This is a genomic window from Lysobacter sp. Root76, assembly GCF_001428685.1.
Lineage (GTDB): Bacteria > Pseudomonadota > Gammaproteobacteria > Xanthomonadales > Xanthomonadaceae > Lysobacter.
This window is the reverse complement of sequence record NZ_LMIK01000004.1, coordinates 200,190-222,161: the sequence shown is the minus strand read 5'-3', so window position 1 is coordinate 222,161 and position 21,972 is coordinate 200,190. Positions and strand designations below refer to the sequence as shown.

General features: G+C 64.8%; 19 protein-coding genes. 7 read left to right on the top strand and 12 right to left on the bottom strand.

Going from position 1 to position 21,972, the window contains the following annotated elements:
• Window positions 1-79 precede the first annotated feature (79 nt).
• The 3 genes from atpG (at window position 80) to ASE10_RS06050 (ending at window position 2,995) form a co-directional block, all read left to right on the top strand.
• Complete coding sequence (atpG, locus tag ASE10_RS06060) at window positions 80-943, top strand: F0F1 ATP synthase subunit gamma (RefSeq protein WP_055904395.1); 864 nt, start codon at window positions 80-82, stop codon at window positions 941-943.
• A 61-nt stretch (window positions 944-1,004) separates the two neighbouring features.
• Entirely contained in the window at window positions 1,005-2,408 is a 1,404-nt protein-coding gene (gene atpD / locus ASE10_RS06055) for a F0F1 ATP synthase subunit beta (RefSeq protein WP_055904392.1), read from the top strand.
• A 161-nt stretch (window positions 2,409-2,569) separates the two neighbouring features.
• On the top strand, window positions 2,570-2,995 hold the full coding sequence (locus ASE10_RS06050; protein ID WP_055904389.1) for a F0F1 ATP synthase subunit epsilon: 426 nt from the start codon (window positions 2,570-2,572) through the stop codon (window positions 2,993-2,995).
• Window positions 2,996-3,194: 199 nt separating this feature from the next.
• On the opposite strand, the gene ASE10_RS06045 is transcribed toward ASE10_RS06050, so the two are convergent.
• Complete coding sequence (locus tag ASE10_RS06045) at window positions 3,195-3,578, bottom strand: GtrA family protein (protein ID WP_055904386.1); 384 nt, start codon at window positions 3,576-3,578, stop codon at window positions 3,195-3,197.
• 146 nt (window positions 3,579-3,724) lie between these two features.
• Here ASE10_RS06045 and glmU point away from each other — a divergent pair, with 146 nt between their 5' ends.
• Window positions 3,725-5,098, top strand: a complete 1,374-nt coding sequence (gene glmU / locus ASE10_RS06040) for a bifunctional UDP-N-acetylglucosamine diphosphorylase/glucosamine-1-phosphate N-acetyltransferase GlmU (protein ID WP_055904383.1) — start codon at window positions 3,725-3,727, stop codon at window positions 5,096-5,098.
• 232 nt (window positions 5,099-5,330) lie between these two features.
• Here glmU and ASE10_RS06035 read toward each other — a convergent pair whose 3' ends face one another.
• The 8 genes from ASE10_RS06035 to ASE10_RS06000 form a co-directional block, all read right to left on the bottom strand.
• Window positions 5,331-6,647 carry an ATP-binding protein gene (locus ASE10_RS06035; RefSeq protein ID WP_055904380.1) on the bottom strand — a complete coding sequence of 439 codons (1,317 nt, stop codon included), beginning with the start codon at window positions 6,645-6,647 and terminating at the stop codon, window positions 5,331-5,333.
• A 10-nt stretch (window positions 6,648-6,657) separates the two neighbouring features.
• Window positions 6,658-8,016: a sigma-54 dependent transcriptional regulator gene (locus ASE10_RS06030; RefSeq protein WP_055904378.1), complete on the bottom strand. Its 1,359-nt coding sequence runs from the start codon at window positions 8,014-8,016 to the stop codon at window positions 6,658-6,660.
• Between the two features lie 124 nt (window positions 8,017-8,140).
• On the bottom strand, window positions 8,141-9,973 hold the full coding sequence (locus ASE10_RS06025) for a DUF885 family protein (RefSeq protein WP_200945843.1): 1,833 nt from the start codon (window positions 9,971-9,973) through the stop codon (window positions 8,141-8,143).
• Window positions 9,974-10,123: 150 nt separating this feature from the next.
• A complete protein-coding gene (locus tag ASE10_RS06020) occupies window positions 10,124-11,356 on the bottom strand; it encodes an FtsX-like permease family protein (RefSeq protein WP_056305955.1) in 1,233 nt (410 codons plus the stop codon).
• An 8-nt stretch (window positions 11,357-11,364) separates the two neighbouring features.
• Entirely contained in the window at window positions 11,365-12,678 is a 1,314-nt protein-coding gene (locus ASE10_RS06015; protein WP_056305953.1) for an ABC transporter permease, read from the bottom strand.
• A 25-nt stretch (window positions 12,679-12,703) separates the two neighbouring features.
• Window positions 12,704-13,426: an ABC transporter ATP-binding protein gene (locus tag ASE10_RS06010; RefSeq protein ID WP_055904372.1), complete on the bottom strand. Its 723-nt coding sequence runs from the start codon at window positions 13,424-13,426 to the stop codon at window positions 12,704-12,706.
• 35 nt (window positions 13,427-13,461) lie between these two features.
• On the bottom strand, window positions 13,462-13,680 hold the full coding sequence (locus ASE10_RS06005; RefSeq protein WP_056100357.1) for a hypothetical protein: 219 nt from the start codon (window positions 13,678-13,680) through the stop codon (window positions 13,462-13,464).
• Between the two features lie 2 nt (window positions 13,681-13,682).
• Window positions 13,683-14,972: an HlyD family efflux transporter periplasmic adaptor subunit gene (locus tag ASE10_RS06000; RefSeq protein WP_055904367.1), complete on the bottom strand. Its 1,290-nt coding sequence runs from the start codon at window positions 14,970-14,972 to the stop codon at window positions 13,683-13,685.
• Window positions 14,973-15,168: 196 nt separating this feature from the next.
• On the opposite strand from ASE10_RS06000, the gene glmS reads away from it, so the two are divergent.
• Window positions 15,169-17,001 carry a glutamine--fructose-6-phosphate transaminase (isomerizing) gene (gene glmS, locus ASE10_RS05995; RefSeq protein ID WP_055904365.1) on the top strand — a complete coding sequence of 611 codons (1,833 nt, stop codon included), beginning with the start codon at window positions 15,169-15,171 and terminating at the stop codon, window positions 16,999-17,001.
• Between the two features lie 311 nt (window positions 17,002-17,312).
• Here the strand turns inward: glmS and ASE10_RS05985 are convergent, their stop codons facing one another.
• The gene (locus tag ASE10_RS05985) at window positions 17,313-17,534 is read right to left on the bottom strand and encodes a helix-turn-helix transcriptional regulator (RefSeq protein WP_056305949.1); all 222 of its coding nucleotides are present in this window, start codon (window positions 17,532-17,534) and stop codon (window positions 17,313-17,315) included.
• A 90-nt stretch (window positions 17,535-17,624) separates the two neighbouring features.
• Here ASE10_RS05985 and ASE10_RS05980 point away from each other — a divergent pair, with 90 nt between their 5' ends.
• Together ASE10_RS05980 and ASE10_RS20045 are read left to right on the top strand one after the other, a co-directional pair.
• Complete coding sequence (locus ASE10_RS05980; protein ID WP_157481069.1) at window positions 17,625-18,926, top strand: lysozyme inhibitor LprI family protein; 1,302 nt, start codon at window positions 17,625-17,627, stop codon at window positions 18,924-18,926.
• 1,053 nt (window positions 18,927-19,979) lie between these two features.
• Complete coding sequence (locus tag ASE10_RS20045; protein WP_157481067.1) at window positions 19,980-20,186, top strand: hypothetical protein; 207 nt, start codon at window positions 19,980-19,982, stop codon at window positions 20,184-20,186.
• 420 nt (window positions 20,187-20,606) lie between these two features.
• On the opposite strand, the gene ASE10_RS19520 is transcribed toward ASE10_RS20045, so the two are convergent.
• Together ASE10_RS19520 and ASE10_RS05975 are read right to left on the bottom strand one after the other, a co-directional pair.
• The gene (locus ASE10_RS19520; RefSeq protein WP_082586056.1) at window positions 20,607-21,230 is read right to left on the bottom strand and encodes an AAA family ATPase; all 624 of its coding nucleotides are present in this window, start codon (window positions 21,228-21,230) and stop codon (window positions 20,607-20,609) included.
• Window positions 21,230-21,868: a hypothetical protein gene (locus ASE10_RS05975; protein WP_056305945.1), complete on the bottom strand. Its 639-nt coding sequence runs from the start codon at window positions 21,866-21,868 to the stop codon at window positions 21,230-21,232. Before ASE10_RS05975 ends, ASE10_RS19520 begins: the two co-directional genes overlap by 1 nt.
• Window positions 21,869-21,972 lie beyond the last annotated feature (104 nt).

The window sequence follows — 21,972 nt, the reverse complement described above, 5'->3', positions numbered from 1 at the left end:
ATTCGGCAAAACCGAGCCCGACTCCCGCTAGTACGAATCCCCAATCCCTAATCCCTAATCCCACGAGCGGAGCGAGTTAATGGCAGGCGGACGCGAAATCAAGACGAAGATCAAGAGCGTGCAGAACACCCGCAAGGTGACGCGCGCGCTCGAGATGGTCTCGGCCTCCAAGATCCGCAAGGCGCAGGAGCGCATGAAGACGTCGCGCCCGTACGCGCGCGTGATGAAGCAGGTGATCGGTCACCTGGCCCAGGCCAATTCCGACTACCAGCATCCGTACATGATCGAGCGCAAGGAAACCAAGCGCGTCGGTTACGTCATCGTCTCCTCCGACCGCGGCCTGGCCGGCGGCCTCAACAACAACCTGTTCCGCAAGCTGCTCGGCGAGATCCGCAAGTGGCAGGAGCAGGGCGTCGAGGTCGACGTGGTCACCATCGGCCAGAAGGCCTCGGTGTTCTTCCGCCGGATCAAGGTCAACATGCTGGCGTCGGTCACCCACCTGGGCGACAAGCCGCACCTGGAGCAGCTGGTCGGCGTGATCAAGGTGATGCTGGACGCCTACAGCGCCGGCAACATCGACCGCGTCTATCTGACCTATAACGACTTCGTCAACACCATGACCCAGCGCGCGGCGTTCGATCAGCTGCTGCCGCTGCCGGAGCCGGAAACGCAGGTCGCCCGCCACGACTGGGACTACATCTACGAACCCGATGCGAAGACCGTGCTCGAGCACGTGCTGACGCGCTACATCGAGTCGCTGGTGTACCAGGCGGTGCTGGAGAACGTCGCGTCCGAGCACGCCGCCCGCATGGTGGCGATGAAGGCGGCCAGCGACAACGCCGGCAAGCTGATCGACACCCTGAAGCTGGTCTACAACAAGGCCCGCCAGGCTGCGATCACGCAGGAAATCTCCGAAATCGTCGGCGGCGCCGCGGCGGTCTAAACCATACACGCGGACGCCTGTCGCGGCCGCCATGCAGCATTAAGTTACTGAGGAAAGAACCATGAGCCAGGGCAAGATCGTTCAGATCATCGGTGCGGTCGTCGACGTCGAGTTCGCGCGCGCGGAAGTGCCGAAGGTGTACGACGCGTTGAAGGTCGCCAACACCGAAATCACGCTGGAAGTGCAGCAGCAGCTCGGCGACGGCATCGTGCGCACGATCGCACTGGGTTCGACCGACGGCCTCAAGCGCAACCTGATCGCGACCAACACCGGTCACGCGATCTCGGTGCCGGTGGGTGCGGGCACCCTGGGCCGCATCATGGACGTGCTGGGCAACCCGATCGACGAAGCCGGCCCGGTGCAGGCGACCGATCATTGGGAAATCCACCGTTCGGCTCCGTCGTACGAGGACCAGTCCTCGGCCAACGACCTGCTCGAAACCGGCATCAAGGTCATCGACCTGATGTGCCCGTTCGCCAAGGGCGGCAAGGTCGGCCTGTTCGGCGGCGCCGGCGTCGGCAAGACCGTCAACATGATGGAACTCATCAACAACATCGCCAAGGCGCACGCGGGTCTGTCCGTGTTCGCCGGCGTGGGCGAGCGTACCCGCGAGGGCAACGACTTCTACCACGAGATGAAGGACTCCAACGTCCTCGACAAGGTCGCGATGGTGTACGGCCAGATGAACGAGCCGCCGGGCAACCGTCTGCGCGTCGCCCTGACCGGCCTGACCATGGCCGAGTACTTCCGCGACGAGAAGGATGCGTCGGGCAAGGGCAAGGACGTGCTGCTGTTCGTCGACAACATCTACCGCTACACCCTGGCCGGCACCGAAGTCTCGGCGCTGCTGGGCCGTATGCCGTCGGCGGTGGGTTACCAGCCGACCCTGGCCGAGGAAATGGGCGTCCTGCAGGAGCGCATCACCTCGACCAAGACCGGTTCGATCACCTCGATCCAGGCCGTGTACGTGCCCGCGGACGACCTGACCGACCCGTCGCCGGCGACCACCTTCGCCCACCTCGACGCCACCGTCGTGCTGAGCCGTAACATCGCGTCCCTGGGCATCTACCCGGCCGTGGATCCGCTGGACTCGACTTCGCGTCAGCTCGACCCGAACGTGATCGGTGCCGAGCACTACGACACCGCGCGCCGCGTCCAGTCGACCCTGCAGAAGTACAAGGAACTCAAGGACATCATCGCGATCCTGGGCATGGACGAGCTGTCGGAAGAAGACAAGCAGGCCGTGTCGCGCGCGCGCAAGATCGAGCGTTTCTTCTCGCAGCCGTTCCACGTCGCCGAAGTGTTCACCGGCGCTCCGGGCAAGTACGTTTCGCTGAAGGACACGATCCGCGGCTTCAAGGGCATCGTCGACGGCGAATACGACCACCTGCCGGAGCAGGCGTTCTACATGGTCGGCGCGATCGAAGAAGCGGTCGAGAAGGCCAAGAAGATGGGCGTGGGCTAAACCACGGTTTTCCTCTCTGCCGCCCGGCGGCGGAGGGGTAGGGTGCCGACGCGGTTGGTGCTGTTGCGGTAACGACGTTCGCGCCCGAAGCTCCGTGTGCCCTCACCCCTGCCCTCTCCCGCGATGGGGGAGAGGGAGACAATGAATAGAGGCGTTTTCTTATGGCATCCACCTTCCGTTGCGACATCGTCAGTGCCGAGGAAGAAATCTTCCACGGCGAGGCGACGCTGCTGGTCGCTACCGGCGAAATCGGCGAGCTCGGCATCGCGCCGCGCCACGCTCCGCTGATCACGCGCCTCAAGCCCGGCAAGGTCGTCGTGACCCTGCCCAACGGCGAGCAGCTGGACTTCGCCGTGTCCGGCGGCATCCTGGAAGTGCAGCCGCAGGTCGTGACCGTGCTGGCCGACACCGCGATCCGCGCCCAGGACATCGACGAGGCCGCCGTGCGCGCCGCCAAGGAAGAAGCCGAGCGTACGCTGGCCAACCGCGGTCCGCAGATGGACGTGGCCGAAGCCCAGGCCAAGCTGGCCGAGGCCATGGCGCAGCTGCAGGCGCTGGAGCGTCTGCGCAAGAACATGAAGCACTGATCGCGCGCCACCGCGTCGCGAACGAAAACGCCGGCCTCGCGCCGGCGTTTCTCGTTTCAGGCCCCCGGACATGCTTCCCGCTGTGGGGTAGGAGCGGCGTGAGCCGCGACCGCCGTGCCCCAATCGTGGCCTCAGCTGCGGATCTGAAGATTCGATCGCGGCTTACGCCGCTCCCACAGAAAGCTTGGTCTCTCGCGCTTCAGCGCCGATAGACCCAATGCCGCGACAGCAGGAATCCGATACCGCCCAGCATCAGTTCCACTGCGGGCTTGGCCAACCAGGTCCAGGTCAGGCCGACCGCGTCGTCGATCGCGCCCATGGCCCAGGTGCTGACCAGGGTGGTCGCCAGCCACATGCCCAGGAAGCGGCCGAACTGGCGCCGGCCGATGCGGGTGTCGTCGCCGGCGAAGGTGATGCGGCCGTTGAGCCAGAACCCCAGCAGCGCGCCGCTGATGCGTCCGGCGACGTTGGCCGGTTCCACCGCCATGCCGGCGTGGCTGAGCGCGACCATCACGCCCCAATCCAGCAGCCATTGGATCAGGCCGATGATCAGATAGTGGCGGCCCTGCCGGCCCAGGCTCATCGTGCGTGGCTCCACGCGGGACGCGGCTGCGCCTGCGGACGGCGACGGTAGGGGAGCGCGGGCGAATTCGGCACCGCCGCATCCTAGCAGGGCCCGCGCGGCTAGAATCACTGGCAACTGAACGCATAATCGCTCCTGGAGCCCGCATGGCCGCACCCCTGCACGTCGTCATCCTCGCCGCCGGCGAGGGCAAGCGGATGAAGTCCGCCACCGCCAAAGTGCTGCAGAAAATCGGCGGCCGGCCGATGCTCGCGCACGTGATCGCGACCGCACGCGCCTTGAACTCCGCCGGCATCCACCTCGTCTACGGCCACGGCGGCGAGCAGGTGCGTGCCGCCTTCGCCGACCAGCCCGATCTGCACTGGGCAGAACAGGCGCAGCGTCTGGGCACCGGCCACGCCGTGCAACAGGCGATGCCGGACGTACCGCTGGATGCGCGCGTGCTGGTGTTGTACGGCGACGTGCCGCTGACCACGCCCGCGACCCTGCAACGCCTGCTGGACGCGCCGGGCCGGCTTGCGGTGCTGGTCGCCGATCTGGGCGATCCCACCGGTTACGGCCGCGTCGTCCGCGACGCCGAAGGCCGCGTGGGCCAGATCGTCGAGCACAAAGACGCCGACGACGAGCAGCGCGAGATCCGTACCGTCAACACCGGCATCCTGGTCGCAGACGGCGAACCGCTGCGGCGCTGGCTGGAGAACCTGGGCAACGACAACGCCCAGGGCGAGTACTACCTCACCGACGTGTTCGCTTCCGCCGCGGCCGAGTTCAGCGCCGCGGAGATGGTGCACGTGGCCGACCCGCTCGAAGTCGAAGGCGTCAACGATCCCTGGCAGCTGGCGCAGATGGAACGCGCGTTCCAGCGTCGCGCCGCGCGTGCGCTGTGCGAGCAAGGCGCGCGCCTCGCCGATCCGGCGCGTTACGACCAGCGCGGCGAAGTCAGCGTCGGGCGCGATGTCGAGATCGATGTCGACGTGGTGCTGGAAGGCCGGGTCGAACTCGCCGACGGCGTGCGCATCGGCCCGTTCTGCCGGCTCAAAGACGTGAAGCTCGGCCCCGGCACGGAAGTGCGCGCGCATTGCGACCTCGACGGCGTAGTGGTCGAAGGCACGGCCCATATCGGGCCCTATGCGCGTCTGCGCCCAGGGACGGTGCTCGCCGACGGCGTGCATATCGGCAATTTCGTCGAGACCAAGAACGCGCGCCTGGGAGTGAGCAGCAAGGCCAACCACCTGAGCTATCTCGGCGACGTGACCATCGGCAGCGGCGTCAACGTCGGCGCCGGCACCATCACCTGCAACTACGACGGCGTGAACAAGTTCGCCACCGTCATCGAGGACGGCGCCTTCATCGGTTCCAACTCGGCATTGGTGGCGCCGGTGACCATCGGCGCCGGCGCGACCATCGGCGCCGGTTCGGTGATAGGCAAGAACGCGCCGGCAGGCAAGCTGACCGTCGCGCGTGCGCGCCAGGTCACCCTGGACGGATGGCAGCGGCCGGTGAAGAAGCCCAAAGAATAGAGGCTGGTGAGGCATCGGGAACTAGGCGATTGCTCGCTGGTTCTCGATCCGGCGCATCCCAGGTCATTGATTGGCTCTCTGTGGGAGCGGCGTAAGCCGCGATCGGACCCGCAGTTGCGGGAATGTTTCTATTCCGGATAGGCCGCAACGCTCGCTGCGGCTGTCGCCGTAGACGAACTATCGATATCGCGGCTTACGCCGCTCCCACAGTGTTGCGTTCGCCTGGCCTGGCTCAATCCGGAATCAGCATCGACACGCACAGCCCGCCGCCTTCGCGATTGAGCAGGGCGATGCGGCCGCCGTGCGCTTCGGCGATCTCGCGCGCCAGCGCCAGGCCCAGGCCGGTGCCGTTGCGCTTGGTCGAGTAGAACGGCAGCAAGGCATTGGACAGCACCGCTTCGTTCATGCCGGTGCCACGGTCGAGCACGTCGATGCGCCAGGCGCCCGGCGAGCGGCGCAGTACCAGCCGCACGTCCTCGGGCTTGGACCCGGACTCGTGCGCGTTCTTGAGCAGGTTGAGCAGGCTCTGCTCCAGCTGTGCGGCGTCGAAATGGGCGATGCCTTCCTGGCCGCGCGCACGGCCGTCGTAGACGAAATCGACCTGGCTGCGCAGCTGGGCCAGGAAGCGCGACCAGTCCACCGCTTCAAGCCGCGGCGACGGCAGCTTGGCGAAGCGCGCGTAATCGCGGATGAAGCCTTCCAGGTGGCGCGCACGCTCCTCGATGGTGGTCAGCGCGGTCGGCAGTTTGTCGTACTGGCCGCGCCGCAACAGTTCGGCGCCGGAATGGGCGAGGGAGGCGATCGGAGCGAGCGAGTTGTTGAGCTCGTGGCTGATCACCCGGATCACCTTCTTCCAGGTCTGCACTTCCTGGCGCCGCAGCTCGGCGGTGAGCTGGCGCAGCAGCACCAGTTCGTGATGGCGGCCGTTGAGGCGGAACATGCGCCGGGCGAGGTGATAGATGTCCTCGTTGTCCTCGTCCCCGACCGTAAACATGCCGTCGCCGCCGCGTTCGAAGGCTTCGCGCACCGGCTCGGGCGCACGCATGAGCAGGTCCTCGAAGGACTGGCCTTCGAGCCGCCGCCCTTCGCCCAGCATCTTGCGGGCGGCGAGATTGGCGTGGACGACGCGCCGGCTCGGATCGATCAGCACCATCGCCACCGGCGTGTTCTGAACCATCGTGTCGAGCAGCAGTTCGCGCTGCACCAGCGACAGCCGCTGCTCGCGCAGGGCCTCGCCGAGGCGGTTGTGGCTCTCGACCAGTTCGCCCAGTTCGCCGCGGCCGGACCAGGACAGGCCGAAGCTGTAGTCGCCGTCGCGGTAGCTGGCGACGCTGCCGGCGAGCGCACGGAACAGCGAGTTCATCGGCGCGAACGCTCGCCTGACATGGTAGATCAGCAGAGGCAGCAGCAAGGCCACGGTCAGCGCCGGTGCCATCCAGCGTTGCGGCAGCAGGGTGATCAGCCAGGTCGTGAGCGCGGTACCCACGATCAGATACGCCAGCGCGATCGCGCTGAAGCTCAGGCTCAGGGGCAGACGGCGCCAGCGCATCGCGATCTCCTCACTCCCGTCGTATGCCGAGCCGGTCGAGCCGGCGATATAGTGCCTGACGCGACAAGCCCAGTTCGCTCGCGGCCTGCGCGAGCACGCCGCCGGCACGTTCCAGCGCGGCCTCGATGCTGGCGCGGTCCGGTTCGTCGCCGCCGGCTGCCGCCGACGTATGGGCGGTCGGCGTGGGCAGGCCCAGGTCGGCGACGCCGATGCCGTCGCCGCGCGCCAACAGTACCGCGCGCTGCAGGGTGTTGCGCAGTTCGCGCACGTTGCCCGGCCAGGAATGCATGGTCAGTGCGCGCTCGGCCTCCTCGCTCAGTCGCTTGCCGCCGTCGCCAGCGAGCTCGCGCAAGAACTTTCGCGCCAGCGGCAGCACGTCGTCGGGTCGTTCGCCCAGCGGCGGCAGGTGGATCTCGATGGTGTTGAGGCGGTAGTAGAGGTCTTCGCGGAAGCGGCCGTCGCGGATCATCGCCGGCAGGTCGGCGTTGGTCGCGCTGATCACGCGGACTTTGACCTGGCGTTCGCGGTTGGAACCCAGACGCTCGAAGCGTCCGGTCTCCAGCACGCGCAACAGCTTCATCTGCCCGGCCAGCGGCAGGTTGCCGATCTCGTCCAGGAACAGCGTGCCGCCGTCGGCGGCTTCGAACTTGCCTTCGCGGGCCTTGCTGGCGCCGGTATAGGCGCCGGCGTCGGCGCCGAACAACTCGGCTTCGATCAGTTCCGACGGCAGCGCGCCGCAATTGAGGGTCACGAACGGTCCGGACTTGACCGAGGAGTTGGCCTGCACGATCTCGGCGATCTTTTCCTTGCCCGAGCCGTTGGGGCCGGTGATCAGCACCGGCACGTCGGCGCGCGCCACATGGCCGGCCAGTTCGACCACGCGCGCCAGCGCTTCGGAGGCGAACACCAGCCCGCGCAGGTCGTAGCGCGATTCGAGTTCGCGCTGCACGCGCCGGCGCTGATCGTGCAGGCGGTTGACCTCGCGCGTGCTCGCCGACAGCTCCAGCAGGTTCTCGACGCTGGCCAGCAGCTTCTGATCGTCCCAGGGCTTGGCCAGGTAGTCGGCCGCGCCGGCCTTGGCCAGGTCGACGGCGATGTCCAGGTGGGTCCAGGCGGTGAGCAGGATGATCGGGAGGTCGGGATGGCGCGCGCGGATGTCGCGGAACAGGGCCACGCCTTCCTCGCCCGAGGTGGTGTCGGCGCTGAAGTTCATGTCCTGGATCACCAGGCCGATGTCCTCGCGCGCCAGCATCTGCAGGCCTTCCTCGGGCGACTGCGCGGTGAGCACGCGGATCTCGCGCAGGCCGAACAGCAGGTCCAGCGCGGTGCCGACCGCGGGGTTGTCGTCGATCACCAGGACGGTGCGCATAGGGCTCCGGGAATTTGAAGGTGCGGCGGCGTGCGCGACGCCGCTGCGGGTCCGGCGGAAGTATAGCCAGCGCCGCCGCACGACAGCGGCGCGCGGGCGCCGATATCGCGTTGCGGCGCGCAGGTCATGGCGCGCTCGCGGCCTTGGCGCCGCCGCGGCTGCTGGCGATCCAACCATCGACGCGCTGTTCCAGCACATCCAGCGGCAGCGCGCCGCCGCCCAGCACCTGGTCGTGGAAGGCGCGGATGTCGAAGCGGTCGCCCAGCGCGCGCTGCGCGCGTTCGCGCAGCTCGACGATCTTGAGCTCGCCGACCTTGTACGCCAGCGCCTGGCCCGGGTTGGCGATGTAGCGGTCGACCTCGGCCTGGATGCTGACCTCGTCGGAATCCGAGTGCTCGCGGTACCAGCTCACCATCTGTTCGCGCGTCCAGCGCTTGTGGTGCACGCCGGTGTCCAGCACCAGGCGGTTGGCACGCACCAGTTCCTGGGCGAGGCGGCCGAAGTCGCTGTACGGGTCCTGGTAGAAGCCCAGTTCCTTGCCCAGGCGCTCGGAGTACAGGCCCCAGCCTTCGATATAGGCGATCTCGCCGATCAGGCGTCGGAACGGCGGCAGTTCCGGCAGGGCGCGGGTGATCGAGTTCTGCAGGTGATGGCCGGGAATGCCTTCGTGGTAGGCGATCGCCTCGATCGGCATCAGCAGGCGCTCGGTGGGCGTGCTGGTGTTGATCATGATCATGCCCGGGCGCGAGCCGTCGGGGGTGCCGGGCATGTAGCCGGCGGCGGAGGCGGACTTCTCGCGGTAGGACTCGATCGCGCGCACTTCGACACCGGTCTTGGGCAGCAGGCCGAACAGTTCCGGCAGGCGCGGCTCCATCTGGGTCACGTACTTGCGGTATAGCTCGAGGATCTGCTCGCGCGATTGCGCGTGCTGCTTGGGATCCTTGCGCACCGCCACGCGCATCGCCTTAAGGTCGGCGTAGCCGAGCTTGCGCGCGATCTCGGACTGGGTCTTCTCGATACGTGCGACTTCGGCCAGGCCGAGCTGGTGGATCTGCTCGGCGCTCATCGAAGTCGAGGCCTGCTGGCGGATCTGGTAGGCGTACAGCGCCTCGCCGTTGGGCAGCGACCACAGGCCCGGCTCTTCGCGGCCCTGCGGCGCGTACTCCTTGGCGACGAACTGCGACAGCTTGCGATAGGCCGGGCGCACTTGTTCGTCGATAGCGGTCAGCAAGGCCTTGCGGATGCGCTCGCGTTCGGCGGCCGGGATGCCGGCGGGGAATTTCTGCAGCGGTGCGGCGAACACGTTGTCGGCGCCTGCCGGGTCGGCGATGCCGTCGCACTGTCCGACCACTTTCTCCAGCAGATAGCGCGGCGGCGTCAGGCCGTCCTTGGCGCCCTGGCGCGCGCGCTCGGTGACCTGGTCCAGCAGCTTGGGCATGCTGCGCAGGCGCACGATGTACTCGTCGTACTGCTTGACGTCGTTGAACGGAAATGCGCTGGCGATGATCGGCAGCAGCAGGTGGATACCGTTCATCTGGTCCAGCGGCAGCTCGTGCAGCTTGAGCCGATAGAACTCGCGGTCGCTTTCCAGGCGCCGGATCATCAGTTGCAGATTGAGACGGTCGGCATCGGCCAGGCCGGTGGGATCAATCGCGCGGAAGCGCACGAGCAGCTTTTCGAGCTCGCCCGTCTGGCGCTCGACCTCGGCCAGCGAGTAGTCGCTCCAGCCGTCGTTGTAGCGGTAATCGCCGAAGAAGCTGGCCTGCTCCGGCGCTTCGCGCAGGAAGGTCTGCCATTGCTCGTCGAGCAGGGCATTGAGGGCGCGGGTGCGGGCGGCGACGTCGGCGCTTGCGGCGTTGGCCGGTGTGGCGTTGTTCGTGGCCGGCGCGGCGTGGACGCCGCCGACGGCCAGGGTCAGGGCGATGGTCAGGGCATGCAGGGTGACGCGTGGGGACATGGCTTGGGGCTCCGTGTCGGAAAGTGGAGACGACCCGGTCCGGGCCCGTCCAGCGCGGAGGCTGGACGGGCTTGCGGACCGACTCGGAGAGACTAGCGGGCGCGATGCGATCGCGCCCGGAACTACGCCACGCGTTCTAGATCGAACGCGTCAGATCGAGCGCGTCGCGACCGCGGGCGGCACGGCGGCGGCGCGGCGCGCCGGGCCGAACACTGCGATCTGGCCCAGCACCCACAGCGCCAGCGCACCCAGCGGCAGGTAGATCGCCGGCAGACGCGGCAGCTCGTAGTGGCTCATCAGGACCATATTGATGCCGTAGGCCATGGCCATGCCGATGATGATGCCGAGCGTGGCGAGCAGGAAGTTCTCGGTCTGGAAGTAACGCAGCACCTGGCCGCGGGTCGCGCCCAGCGCCCGACGCACGCCGATCTGCTTGGTCCGCTGCTGCACCCAGAAGCTGGCCAGGCCGACGATGCCCAGCGCGGTCACCACCAGCAGGGCGATGCACACCGCGACCAGCAGCCAGGCCATCGAACGGTCCTGCTGATAGAACTCGCGGCGCATCTGCTCCATGGTCTTGCTCTCGTCCTCGAGGATGATGCGGGTCGGGCCGTTCTTCTCCAGGGTCGCGATCGCGGCCTTGAGGGTTTCCTCGCGACGCTCGGGCGCTACCCGCAGCAGGTAATTGCCGCCGGCCTCGTAGGTCACCCGCAGCGGGAAGATCATCGAGTATTCGTACTCGGCGGCGCCGCCGCGGTTGTTCGGACGCGCCATGTGATCGACCACGCCGACGATCCGGATCGGCTTGTCGCCCCAGCTATAGATGTTCCTGCCGACCGCGTTCTCGCCTGGGAACAGCTTGTCGGCCACTGCCTGAGTCAGGATCGCTGCGGGCACGCCAAGATCGGCGCCGGGCTTGTCGAATTCCTCCAGGTCGACGTACTCGTCGCTGTTGAAACGGCGGCCCGCGACCAGATTCAGGCCCAGCGTGTCGATCAGTTGCTCGTCGCCGAAGTAGGTGGTCGCGCTGAGGTTCGGGAACGGCTGGTCCGTCTTGAGGCTGACGCCGCTGTTCCAGGAGGAGTTGCCGAAGGTGACCTGGTTGCTGGCCGTGGCGGCCTTGATGCCCGGCAGCGCGCGCAGCGCCGCCAAGTCCGACCGTGTCACGGCGCCGGCGTCCTTGTTGTTGTTGATGCCGGTCAACTGGACGCGGACGATTTCGTTCTCGGCCAGGCCGCTGGTACGGTTCATCAGTTCCAGGCGATTGCTGATCAGGAACACCGCATTGCAGATGATGGCGCAGCTCAGCGCGATCTCGAACACGATCAGCGCGGCGGCGGTCTTGTGGCGACGCAGGGTCGTCAGGATGGGGCGGATGTCCATGGATGGCCTCACTGGCTCTTGAGCTGGATGGCCGGGGTCACCTGGCAGGCATGCCAGGCCGGCAACAGGCCGGCCAGCACGCTGGCGACGACCGCGATAACGAAAGTGGCGACGAGCATGGTCGGGTCCAGATGTGCCAACTCGGCATAACTGGCCGGCTGCTGACGCACGGCCCATAGTCCCAGCATCGCCAGGCCCAGGCCGATGACGCCGCCGACCAGGCCGACGGTGCCGGCTTCGACCAGGCATTGGGCGAAGATCGCCCGGCGCGAGGCGCCGAGCGCGCGGCGCACGCCGATCTCGTTGGCGCGACGCAGGAACTTGGCCAACAGCAGGCCGACGGTGTTGAGCAGGCACACCAGCAGGAAGCCGAACGCCAGCCAGGCCTGCAGACGCACGTCGGAGGGCACGACCTTGTTCTGGTCCAGCCAGTCCATCACGTTGTACAGGCGCACGTTGGTCGGCCGCTCGAAACGGCCGGCGCGGCGTTGTTCGTCGGAATAGTTGCCCAGGTAGGCAAGGTAGTCCTTGGCCTGGTCGGCCGAGGCCAGTTCGACCCAGTACTGCAGCCAAGCGCAGGGCGCATTGAGCGCGTGCGAGCCTTCTTCGTCGTCGACGCGGTTCTCGCCCCAGCAGTTCATATCGCCGTTGTTGCCCATGCGCAGGGACAGCGAGGTCGAGAACGGAATGAACACTTGCTCGGCGGCGCCGAAGCGTTCGTTGCTCAGATCGTAGAAACGCGGGGTAGGGCGCCAGTGGTCGATCACGCCGACCACGCGGAATTCCGATTCGTTGATCCGGATCGCCTTGCCGACGCTGGAGCCGGCGCCGAACAGCTTCTCGCTGAGTTCCTTGCTGATCACCGCCACCCGCGAACGGTTCTCGTCATCGCTGGCCTTCCAGCCGCCGCCTTGCAGGAACGGCACGTCGAACATCGCGAACAGGTCGGCCGAGGTGAAGCGCGCGTCGGCCATGAACGGGGTCAGGCCCTGGCGATCGGGTTCGATGTTGGCGGCGCCGGCGGTCATCACCGCCTGGCGCGCGCCGCGCTTGCCGCGCAGCAGGGCTTCGGAATCGAAGCGCGTCATCTGGAACGAGGGATCCCCGCCGGGGGTGTAGCCGTCCTTGGTGCGCGGGTCCATCTGCACGTAGAACAAGCGGTCGCTCTTGGCCGGGATCGGGTTGCCCGAAAGCACGTAGAACACCGTCAGCGTGGTCATGCTGGCGCCGATGCCCAGCGCGATGGCGAGCACCATCAGCGCGGTCAGCATCTTGTTGCGGCGGAAGCTGCGCAGCGCCAGGTCGAAGTAGTAGGCGAACATGGAGTTACCGGTCATGGCGGCGTCCTCAGGCGGTCGCGGCGGCGTCGTCGCTGGCCAGCGATCGCACCAGGCTGGGCACGGCGGCGAAGTCGGTGGCCATGCCGTCGACGATGTGCACGTTGCGCTGCGCGCGCGCGGCCAGTTCCGGGTCGTGGGTGACCATGACGATGGTGGTGCCCTGGGCGTTGATCTCCTCCAGCAGCTCCATCACGCCGCGCGCCATCTGCGAGTCGAGGTTGCCGGTGGGTTCGTCGGCGAGCAGCAGGCGCGGACTGCCCGCCAGCGCGCGCGCGATCGCGGCGCGCTGCTGCTGGCCGCCCGACAGCTCCGCCGGATAGTGCTTCATGCGCGAGCCCAGGCCGACCCGGCTGAGCGCGTCCTCGATGCGCTGACGGCGTTCGGAGCCGGGCATGCCGCGGTAGCGCAGCGGCACGTCGACGTTGTCGAACAGGTTGAGGTCGGGGATCAGATTGAAGCCCTGGAAGATGAAGCCGATCTTGCGGTTGCGCAGCTTCGAGCGCGCATCGTCGGACATGCCGCTCACGTCCTCGCCGTCGAGCCGGAACTCGCCGCCGGTGAAGGTTTCCAGCAAGCCGGCGATGTTGAGGAAGGTGGTCTTGCCCGAGCCCGACGGGCCGGTGACCGCGACGAACTCGCCTTCGCGCACATGCAGGTCCAGCGAGCGCAGCGCGTGGGTTTCGACGAGTTCGGTGCGGTAAACCTTGGTGACCTGACGCATGTCGAGCATGGCGGTGTGTCCTGAGTGGAGAGATGGAAGGAGGATCAGCGGACGCGGAACGAGGTCGGCGCGGCGTTGCGCAGATAGCCGTTGCGACGCCAGCCGTGGACCGGCGCTTCGACGTTGGCGCTGTGTAGGGACTTGGCGCGCGCGGCGTCGAAGTCGAACAACTCGCTCAGGCGCAGCGGCATGGCGTCGGCCAGATCGTCGGAAGTCCAGTGCAGGTCGAACGGAAAGGTGTTGGACTGGTTGGAAGCTTTCATGGTCATTCTCCTGAGAGGCGGACGGTTTCTGCGTTGTCGAACTGGTCGCTGCCGGACACCACGATTCGATCTCCCGGCTGCACGCCGGAGACGATCTCGACCGCGCTGAGGCTGCTGGCGCCGGCCTGGATCGGGCGTCGCACCGCGCGACTGCCGTCGACCACGTAGGCGAACCGGCCACCGGCCTGTTCGAGGAAGGGGCCGCGCTCGACCACCAGCACATTGCGACGGGTATCGAGCACGATGCGTGCGGACAGGCGCTGGTTCTGGCGCAGGCCCGGCGGTTGCTTGGCGGTGAAGCGCAGGCGGCTGGTGACTTCGCCATTGACGACTTCCGGCGACACCGCCGAGACCTGCGCGGCGAAGGGTTCGCCGGCGCCGCTGGTGATCTGCGCCGGCATGCCGATGGCCAGATCGCGGGCGAAGCTTTCCGGCACCTTGATCTCGACTTCGAACACGGCCAGATCGACCACGCTCAGCAGCGGCGCGTTGACCGCGACGTTGGCGCGCTGCGCGACCTGGACCTGGCCGACCTGGCCGTCGAACGGCGCGCGCAGGGTCAGGGCGTCGACCTGGCGCTGCACCTCGACCACGATCGAGCGCTGACGATCGGCGAGCAGGCGCTTGTTGCGGGTGTCCAGGCCGGCGCCCTGGCCCTGCAGGCCGGCGTCCTGACGCGCATGCGCCAGACCGATGTCGGCCTTCTTGAGTTCGTCCTGGGCGCGCGCGACATCGACCTGGGCGACCGCGCCGCCGTCGAAGCCGCGCTGCTGGCGTTCCAGATCGCGGATCGCCGCGGTGCGCTCGATCTCGGCCTGGTCCAGCGCCTTGCGCGCGTTGGAGCGCGCCAGCTGGGCGTCGAGTTCGGAACGGCCGGCTTCGGCTTCCAGGCCGGCCAGGGTCGCCTGCTCCTGCGCGAGCTTGCTGCGCAGCTCGGGGCTGTCGATCTCGGCCAGCGCCTGGCCCTGCTTGACGACGTCGCCGGCGACGACCTTCAAGGTCACGGTGCCGGCGGCGATCGCGTACAGGGTCGGGCTGTTGGCGGCGATCACGCGACCGTCGGCGGAGATATCGCGGACCAGGTCGCCGCGCTTGACCTCGGAGATGCGCACCCGCGAGGCGTCGAAGGAGCGGCCGCCGGCGCTCCAGCCCGACAGCATCCAGGCGGCCAGGGCGATGGTGCCGACGCCGGCGGCGCCGGCCAGCAACCACGGGCGGCGGCGCTTGCCCGCGGCACTGTTGGAGGAAACAGCGACGGGGCGGTCCTGGGCGGCGGTATCGCGGATGCTCATGCGGCGGTCGGCTCTGCGGGTGGGCGGAAGGTCTTTGCACTTAACCAATGCACAACTCGTGCCAATCGCAAGTTATTGATTTAAATGGCGTGTTCCCAGTGTCCGCGTGTCCGGTCGGACGGACACGGCGTCCGCCGGACATGCCGTACGTGCCACGCCGCTAAACTAGGCGGACACCAGCAGGAGCACCCGCAACATGTGTGGAATCGTCGGCGCGATCGCGGATCGCGATGTGGTACCGGTCTTGATCGAAGGTCTCAAGCGGCTGGAATACCGCGGCTACGATTCCGCGGGCATCGCGGTGGTCGATGGCGCCGACGTGCGCCGCGTGCGCCGTACCGGACGCGTCGCCGAGATGGAAGGCGCGGCCCAGTCCGAAGGTTTCCATGCCACGCTCGGCATCGGCCACACCCGTTGGGCCACCCACGGCGGCGTCACCGAGGCCAATGCGCATCCGCACATCAGCTTCGGCGAATTGGCGGTGGTGCATAACGGCATCATCGAGAACCACGAAGAGCAGCGCGAGCGTCTGCGCGCGGCCGGTTACGTCTTCGAGTCGCAAACCGACACCGAAGTCATCGCCCATCTGATCCATCACCATCAGTCGCAAGGCGCGGACCTGCTGGCTGCCGTGCAGAGCGCGGTGCGCGAACTGGTCGGCGCCTACGCGATCGCCGTGGTCAGCAAGCGCGATCCCGACCGCCTGGTCGCCGCGCGCATGGGCTGCCCGCTGCTGGTCGGCCTGGGCGAGGGCGAGAACTTCGTCGCCAGCGACGTCTCGGCGATCATCCAGGCCACCCGCAAGGTGATCTTCCTCGAAGAGGGCGACACCGCCGACGTGCGCCGCGACGGCGTGAGCGTGTACGACGAGCACGGCCACGCGGTCGCGCGCGAAACCCATCTGTCCGATGTATCGCTGGCCTCGCTGGAGTTGGGCCCGTACCGTCACTTCATGCAGAAGGAGATCCACGAGCAGCCGCGTGCGATCGCCGACACCATCGAAGCGGTAATCAACGACGGCATGTTCTCGCCGGCGCTGTTCGGTCGCGACGCCGAAGCCGTGCTGCGCGATATCGAAGGCGTGCAGATCCTGGCCTGCGGCACCAGCTACTACGCCGGCCTGACCGCGCGTTACTGGATCGAGGCCATCGCCGGCCTGCCTTGTCAGGTCGAAGTCGCCAGCGAATACCGTTACCGCAAGGCGGTCGCCAACCCGAAGCAACTGATCGTGACGATCTCGCAGTCGGGCGAAACCCTGGACACGATGGAGGCGTTGAAGTACGCCAAGTCGCTGGGCCACGAGCGCACCCTGTCGATCTGCAACGTGCCCGAGAGCGCGATCCCGCGCGCCAGCAAGCTGGTGTACTACACCCGAGCCGGCGCCGAGATCGGCGTCGCCTCGACCAAGGCCTTCACCACCCAGTTGGTGGCGCTGTTCACCCTGACCGCGACCCTGGCCAAGCTGCACGGCCGCCTGGACGCCGCGCAGGAAGCCGAATTCATCGACGCGCTGCGCTACCTGCCCGGCAGCGTGCAGCACGCCCTGAACCTGGAGCCGCAGATCACCGCCTGGGCCGAGCGCTTCGCGCCCAAGCAGCACGCGCTGTTCCTGGGCCGCGGCGTGCACTACCCGATCGCGCTGGAAGGCGCGCTCAAGCTCAAGGAAATCTCCTACATCCATGCCGAGGCCTACCCGGCCGGCGAGCTCAAGCACGGCCCGCTGGCCCTGGTCGACGCGGCCATGCCGGTAGTGGTGATCGCGCCCAAGGACGGTTTGCTGGAGAAGGTGAAGTCGAACATGCAGGAAGTGCGCGCACGCGGCGGCGAGCTGTTCGTGTTCACCGACGAGGACAGCCAGTTCGGACCCTCGGAGGGCGTGCACGTGATCCGCGCCCCGCGCAACGTCGGCGTGCTGTCGCCGGTGGTGCACGCGATCCCGGTGCAGCTGCTGGCCTACCACGCTGCACTCGCGCGCGGCACCGATGTCGACAAGCCGCGCAATCTGGCGAAGTCGGTGACGGTGGAATAGTTTCCAACGGGGGTAGCCTGAGCTATACGGTCATTGTGACCACCCCCCAGCTATGGCAGCCCCGCCACACTGACGGGCACCGGGCGCTGGCGGAGCTGGTCCTGCGGCTGCGGGACCAGTTGGGCTTGGAGTTCGCCCAGATCGCGGATGAATTGAACTCGTCGGGTCAGCTCAGCCCTCGGGGGAAGCTGTTCTACCCGGAGCTTGTGTACTCGATCCACCGGAAGTGGACTGCTCGCTTGATGCGTGATCGCAGGTCCGTGCGGGTGTGCCTGAAAGAGGTATTTGTAATCTCGGCAGGCTAGTCGGGGCTACCCCTCGGCATCCCTCAGCACCTCCCACAGGCGGCACCCGAGTCCATCGCAAATTCGCTTCAGGGTGTCTAGTTGCAGGTTCTTCTCTCCGCGCTCCACTGCGCTGTAGTAGGTGCGATGCATCCCTATGGTGTCCGCGTAGCTTTCTTGGCTAAAGCCAGCAGCTTCGCGCCGCGCCCTAAGCGCCCTCCCAAGGTTACGGAGCAGGTGGTCGGTCATACCGACACCCTATGAGTAGCCTCCTTTTAGCTCTACAGCTTCAAAGGTAGACTACTTTAAAGTTCCATAGTCGCCTGATAGGGGGCAAGCATGAAGCTGGTTGGTTGGAAGGCAGGGGTATGCGTGGCGGCACTCACTGTGCTCGTCGTTAGCTGTTCGGCGGCAGATCAAGATGAGAGCCGAAGTGGCGCCAAATTGGTATCAGCGTTGTCGCCGGACGAGGTGAAAGCAGAATTGGTTGCCTTAACCTGCGAGAAGGCGTCGGAGAAGGCGGCTCAACCGAACTTCACCGACGAGGCGTGGAAGACGAAGAACCCGGACAAGGCGAAGCGCTGGGATGAGCTGAATGCCGCGATGGAAAAGCACGTCAACGGACTCCCCAAGACGGAGCAAGAGAAATACGCCACGGACTTCCTGGGCGAGACCATGGCGTGCGCGCTTGGCGGTGGAAAGGATTCCGGCAATGCCGGAGCCGCCAAAGTTGATAGCTCCGGAGGTAACGCAGCCGGTGGCTGGGTCGAAGAGCGAAAGGGTTCTGCTATGGATGGCGATGTTCAAACGGCACGACGCACATTTGGCTTTCCTGATCGGAACGCAGCCATAGATGTCACGGTCTACTGTAAGCCGAACGCTAAAGAGGCGGGCTTCTGGTTCGAGTCGTACATTGGCGATCCGTCGAATCCGTCGATTGAGAGCAACTTCAAATACGAACTCGTTCGTCGCCAGTCGGCGGTTGACCTAATCGCGGGTAAACCCGGTGCGATCGACGCGGTCGGTATTGGTCGAGTCAAGTTCAACAATGCGCAGGTGCGCACGCTGGAGCGCAACTTCGGTATAAGCAAAGCGAACAGCAACCGAATGGACTTCACCGGCGTCGGACCACTCGACTTGGAGTTGATCCGGGTTAAGCAGGGCATGAAGGTCGATACGATGCGGGCAGGCGTGGTGAACTGGGGCGGCGTTATACGGCAACTGTTCCCCTTCGACATTGAGATCAACAACGGCGCTGGACAGTTCGGTCTTCACGTTAACGCATCCACGGCAGTCACCAATGTGCTGGCGGCGTGTGGCGGGAATGAACCGATCTTTGCCGGTGATTCGTCAGTGGTGGCTGCCATTACTGAGACTCAAGGTGCACCGATACAGGCGAGTTTCAATTGTGCGAAGGCGTCCACCAACACCGAGCGTCTAATCTGCTCCGATGCTGGACTCGCCGAGATGGATCGTGAGCTCGCCGCGTCCTATAAGGCGGCTCGGGCGCGTTCGGCAGACAAGGTTGCGTTACAGAACGATCAGAACCGGTGGAGGACGAGTGTGCGCGATGCTTGCGGCGATGTGGACTGTTTGACCGAGCAGATTGACACGAGAACAAGAGAGCTTGACGCGCTCTAATGCGTTATGGAAGGCGGGCATTGCCCGCCTTCTCTTTTGGGTCATGACATGGAGTTTTTGATCGCGCCTCCCCTCCCGGGCGAGTCGGAGGCGAGGCGCTGAATGCGTACTACATATGACTACCAACAGCCGGCAATTCCGCCGCAGCTGGAAGCGGGAGTCATTGTATGGAATACAACATTGAGTACGCTGGGTATCTAAGCGTCACGGGCGCGAGCCTAGTCAATAAACAGAGTTCAGATCGGATTATTGCCGATTCGCTCTCGTTTGCAGGTCAATTCAGAAGCAGCGTGACCGTAGTTGCATGTGATCTAGATTCGGCTCTTGAGACTGTACGAGAGAGAATTTCCGGTGCGAATCTCCAAATCGCAGGCTTCGAAGAAGGATGGGCTTCCTTTGAGCACGTTTGGATCTCACGCGCTCATCAAAGAGCTGGCGACGATTGGGTTGAAGTTTGGGAGAGCGACCGAGAAGAGGAATCTTGGATCCGAATCGGGTAACCGCTCAAAACAAGACGAAATTGCCAGTTTGCGGGCAACGAAGAGTGCTAAATAGTAGTACGGAGCCGACTCCATCCTTACACCTTGGCGCTGACAAATGCGCTGCCTGGATGGTTGTGCCTCCCAAAATAAATATTGTGCGCGATGGACACTGCTCCGCGTCAGAGTCGACGGTAAGCGAGTAAGTCCCCGAATTCTTATCATGAAGCACCAAAGGCGAACGGGGTGCGTAAACCTATCGCCACGATGAAGGCTCTGCCGCACTTGTAACCTTCAAGCCCATGCAACGTAGGCGCGTTTGCCTGCATGGGCTCCCGTTGTTCGTGAGAGCGCGGGGTATAGGGAGACAGGACAACCGCCCCTCCCAGCAACCATTTGCTGGAGCCCCGTAACGCGCTGCTGATGGCGTCCCTAGACGTAACGATCAGATTGCACTTTCCCTTCATCGGGGAAAGTGCATCTAGCGAACCCTGCCGTAATGATGGATCAAAAACCTAAGCCCGGCGCTTTGCGCCGCGCGGGCTATGCCCGCGTTACTGAGAAGGAAATATAGATGAGTCTAGTAGAAGAGAAGAAAGTTAAGTCAAAGCTTGAGCTGGTTCGAGCACTTGGTTCAAGCTCTGTAGAGTTCATTGCCGAGTCTGAGCCTGAGACGGAAGGAGAGCTTCGCGCTATCGGCGAACGTGTCCGAACAATGCTACGGGCTGGAAGGCGTGTGCATGTTGTTCTTCTTGAGCGCAAGAAGGGAGGTATCAGGTGATTTCGGTTTCAGAGTGGATCGAGCTAATGAAGATGCTCAGTGATCCGAGCTGCGTAATCAACTCAAAGGCATTCGAGACAGTCCGGAATGATGTTGAGCGATGCGTAATCGAAAGCCATCCATGCGTCGGATCGTTTGCTCAACAGAGCCAAGGGGGCGCAAGTGACTAAGCGCTATTCAAGGCACAGGAACTATCGCCTATCAGATGACCTAGTGCGTGAGGTTGAGACGTACGCGCGGGAAAACGTCATCAGCGAAAGTGAAGCCGTTCGTAGGCTCCTCCATGCAACGATGCTTTGGTTGAAGAATCCGCATCCGGGAAACCTGCTGGCGCAAGATCGTAATGCTTCTGACACGGACAAAAGGCAATAACGACAAAGCCCGATCTCACGACCGGGCTTTGATGGTGATCTTTCACTGCTAGCTACTCCCACCTACTTCAAACTGCAGCAGCTTTATCATTCGCCGCAAGTCAGGGAATGCATCTCTAACAATCGATCGAATGACAGATGGCGATGGGCTACCGTGACCTTCCGCACGTAGGATTAGTTCAAGCCTCCTTTCGGCTCGTCCCATCAGCTCTTCGTCTTTCAAGAAGTCAAACGAAACGGGCAGGAACCTTGACTTCATCGCGTCACTCAAGCGCTCGGGGTCGTTTGCAGTCATGACGAAATCGTTTGTGATCGAGAGCTCCTCGACAACTCCGCGCAAGGCAGCTTGAGCTTCCTTTGACATGAAATCGGCTTCATCGAGAAGTACCAGGCGACGCGTGCCTTCCAGCGTCATGCTTGAGCATGTCCGGTGAAGATTGCGGACCATCTCGATTGAGCTGCTCGCCGTGCAGTTGATATAAATGGTCGCGTCAGGGTTGAGGAGTTTTGCTGCCGTTGTCTTGCCCGTTCCTGGGTGACCGTGGAAGAGCAGTGACATGCCGCCTTTTGCGTGTACGAGCCGATCTAGCCGCTTGATCATGCGGTCCGGTAGAACCATGTCATCTAAGGTCGTCGGGCGGTATCGTTGCGCCCAATCCGCATTGCGTCGCATCACGCAGCCTCCTTCATCTCAACGGCTTGGTTGAGAACTGCGTCGAGCTTGTTCGACAGGGCGATTTCGGCATCGACCTCACGGAGCAGTTTGCATACGCGGCGGAGCGTCACGATCTGCGTTTCATCAATGGTAGTCGTGAACCGAACCACCATATCTGTTCCATTTGGAACAGCCGAATCAGCTGGTGCCCTTGCCGTAGTGGACTTCGCGTTCTTAGCGCCACGAGAGCTCTTGGCAGCACCGCACAGTGCGATCAGATCGCTTCCCTTGATTGTCGGATTCAGAGCGCCCGACGCTGCGGAGGCGTCAATTGCGCTGTCGTCCAAAGTGCACAAACGATAGATCGTGGTCCATGCCGACGGGAGTTTGTCGACGTGCCTGTGCAGCGCGTCATACCTCTTTCCGATTTGCTCAAGCTTGCGGATCGCGCTGGAGTCAGATTCGTAACGGATCAGTTTGCAAAAGGTCTCGAAGTCACTTGCTGAGAGGCGCTTCGCCTTCGCGACGGTCAACCCCATTGCCAAGATGCTCTCAGCGGTCTTTTGGGCAAAGGTGTTGAACTCATTGCTGAGTTCGACTACGTCAGCCGAGACCAGCTCAGAGTCAGTACTGGTGTTAATGATTACGGCTTTCATTGTAAGCTCCTATTGAGTGAATATGCCCGATGGAAATAGTTCCATCTGGTGTGCATATTTTCTCAACGGGGCTTGTGATTAACGACGAACAGCCTATAGACTGC

Excerpts from the sequence above, each read along its gene's own strand:
- atpG (WP_055904395.1), top strand. The coding sequence starts at position 80 with ATGGCAGGCGGACGCGAAATCAAGACGAAGATCAAGAGCGTGCAGAAC.
- atpD (WP_055904392.1), top strand. The coding sequence starts at position 1,005 with ATGAGCCAGGGCAAGATCGTTCAGATCATCGGTGCGGTCGTCGACGTC.
- ASE10_RS06050 (WP_055904389.1), top strand. The coding sequence starts at position 2,570 with ATGGCATCCACCTTCCGTTGCGACATCGTCAGTGCCGAGGAAGAAATC.
- ASE10_RS06045 (WP_055904386.1), bottom strand. The coding sequence starts at position 3,578 with ATGAGCCTGGGCCGGCAGGGCCGCCACTATCTGATCATCGGCCTGATC.
- glmU (WP_055904383.1), top strand. The coding sequence starts at position 3,725 with ATGGCCGCACCCCTGCACGTCGTCATCCTCGCCGCCGGCGAGGGCAAG.
- ASE10_RS06035 (WP_055904380.1), bottom strand. The coding sequence starts at position 6,647 with ATGCGCTGGCGCCGTCTGCCCCTGAGCCTGAGCTTCAGCGCGATCGCG.
- ASE10_RS06030 (WP_055904378.1), bottom strand. The coding sequence starts at position 8,016 with ATGCGCACCGTCCTGGTGATCGACGACAACCCCGCGGTCGGCACCGCG.
- ASE10_RS06025 (WP_200945843.1), bottom strand. The coding sequence starts at position 9,973 with ATGTCCCCACGCGTCACCCTGCATGCCCTGACCATCGCCCTGACCCTG.
- ASE10_RS06020 (WP_056305955.1), bottom strand. The coding sequence starts at position 11,356 with ATGGACATCCGCCCCATCCTGACGACCCTGCGTCGCCACAAGACCGCC.
- ASE10_RS06015 (WP_056305953.1), bottom strand. The coding sequence starts at position 12,678 with ATGTTCGCCTACTACTTCGACCTGGCGCTGCGCAGCTTCCGCCGCAAC.
- ASE10_RS06010 (WP_055904372.1), bottom strand. The coding sequence starts at position 13,426 with ATGCTCGACATGCGTCAGGTCACCAAGGTTTACCGCACCGAACTCGTC.
- ASE10_RS06005 (WP_056100357.1), bottom strand. The coding sequence starts at position 13,680 with ATGAAAGCTTCCAACCAGTCCAACACCTTTCCGTTCGACCTGCACTGG.
- ASE10_RS06000 (WP_055904367.1), bottom strand. The coding sequence starts at position 14,972 with ATGAGCATCCGCGATACCGCCGCCCAGGACCGCCCCGTCGCTGTTTCC.
- glmS (WP_055904365.1), top strand. The coding sequence starts at position 15,169 with ATGTGTGGAATCGTCGGCGCGATCGCGGATCGCGATGTGGTACCGGTC.
- ASE10_RS05985 (WP_056305949.1), bottom strand. The coding sequence starts at position 17,534 with ATGACCGACCACCTGCTCCGTAACCTTGGGAGGGCGCTTAGGGCGCGG.
- ASE10_RS05980 (WP_157481069.1), top strand. The coding sequence starts at position 17,625 with ATGAAGCTGGTTGGTTGGAAGGCAGGGGTATGCGTGGCGGCACTCACT.
- ASE10_RS20045 (WP_157481067.1), top strand. The coding sequence starts at position 19,980 with ATGAGTCTAGTAGAAGAGAAGAAAGTTAAGTCAAAGCTTGAGCTGGTT.
- ASE10_RS19520 (WP_082586056.1), bottom strand. The coding sequence starts at position 21,230 with ATGCGACGCAATGCGGATTGGGCGCAACGATACCGCCCGACGACCTTA.
- ASE10_RS05975 (WP_056305945.1), bottom strand. The coding sequence starts at position 21,868 with ATGAAAGCCGTAATCATTAACACCAGTACTGACTCTGAGCTGGTCTCG.